The organism is Microbulbifer taiwanensis (assembly GCF_014904815.1).
Taxonomy (GTDB): Bacteria; Pseudomonadota; Gammaproteobacteria; order Pseudomonadales; family Cellvibrionaceae; genus Microbulbifer; species Microbulbifer taiwanensis.
The window spans coordinates 1-1756 of sequence record NZ_JACZFR010000087.1 but is presented as its reverse complement, the minus strand read 5'-3'; the positions used below and the strand labels follow the sequence as shown (position 1 = coordinate 1756).

Here is a 1756-nt window from a genome sequence, read left to right as displayed (position 1 = left end):
CGCCTTTGGTTTATCGATAACCTGCAGGGTGGTTCACCAGAATACAACATGCCGATGGCGTTTGAGGTGACAGGCCATCTCAATCTGCCCATGGTGAGGGATGTTTTTAATACGATTATTGATCGTCATGAAATACTCCGGACAGTGTATGTCACGCAAGAAGGGGAGACCGTTCAGCATATACGCAATAGGTTAGATGTTGTTTTTGATGTTCAGGTTAAAGATTTAAGTCATCTTGCCGGCGATGTTCTTGATGATCAGGTAAAGGCACTGGTTGAATCGGATATCACCACGCCCTTTAACCTTGCAGAAGACCTGATGCTACGGGTGAGTTATGTGAAAAAGACAGCCGGTAGCGGCGTGATCATTTTCAATATGCATCACATTGCTTCAGATGGCTGGTCAATGAATGTACTGTTTAAAGAGTTTTTGAGTTTGTATGAGGCCTATAGTCAGGGACAGATGAATCCACTCCCTGCGCTGACAGTTCAATATGCAGACTATGCCCATTGGCAACATGAACATCTGGAAGGTGACCTATTAGAGTCGCAACTGTGCTACTGGGAGAAGCAACTTGATGATTTGCCTGCGTTACATAGTCTGCCTTTAGACTATGTGAGGCCGAAGATAAAACAGCATAAAGGAGCGATAGTTACCGCTGACTTACCCGCAACAGTAGCCAGGCAGCTGCTTGACGTGGCGAAAGCGCATGAATTAACTCCATTCATGTTGTTGCATGGCGCGCTGTCACTACTTTTATCGAGACACAGCAACAGTACCGATATTGTCATTGGCACGCCGGTGGCTAACCGTTTACAGGCAGAGCTTGAATCTTTGATTGGGTTCTTTGTGAATACTTTAGTGCTTAGAGCGGATACTAAGCATGATACTCTGTCTGACTACTTTGCTCATATCAGAAAAGTACATTTAGATGCACAATCAAATCAGGATGTACCATTTGAGCAGCTGGTGGAGCGATTAAAAGTACCGAGAAGTACAGCCCACAGTCCGTTATTCCAAATTATGCTGACTACAAACACGGATTACGGATCAAACAGTGATCTTGCTGATCCTACATTCAAGCTACCGGACGTAAATATTCAACCGTATCAGTCAGATCTTACTCAAGCGAAATTTGACCTTACTGTTAACCTGGGCATCAGTGAGAAAGGTGTGAGTTTGCGCTGGAATTACGATGTTAGCTTATTCTCAGAGCAGCATATTACTCAGTTAAATGATCACCTTTGTCGTTTACTCGAGGGACTGGGTCAATCACGAACGCAATCGTCACAACAGCTCCGTGACTTACCAATGTTGTCAGCTGATGAAATACAGTACTTGGTGCATGATCTAAATGACACAGCGATGGACTATCCAAGAGATAAATGTATCCATGAGCTGTTTGAGCAACAAGCGCAATCTAATCCAGATAATATCGCGATAATTTTTGCGGACAATTCACTGACATATAAGCAGCTTAATGAAAAGGCTAACCAGTTAGCACATTATCTAAAAGAACACTATGATATCGTACCGGATACTTTGGTGGGACTTTGCGTAGAGCGCTCCTTAGAAATGGTGATTGGTATTCTGGGGATTTTAAAAGCGGGCGGCGCTTATGTACCGTTAGACCCGAGCTATCCACCGGATCGTTTGAGTTATATGTTAGAGGATGCTGAGTTAGGTGTAGTTTTAAGTCTTGGTCATATGAAAAGTGTCTTGGCGGAGTTCAATGGCCATGTATTAGAGTTGGACG

Annotated in this window: 1 protein-coding gene; it reads left to right on the top strand. The window is 43.8% G+C overall.

From position 1 onward, the window contains the following. Positions 1 to 1756 (top strand): non-ribosomal peptide synthetase (locus tag IG627_RS20540; protein ID WP_193195163.1); only part of this gene is annotated, 1756 nt, incomplete at both ends.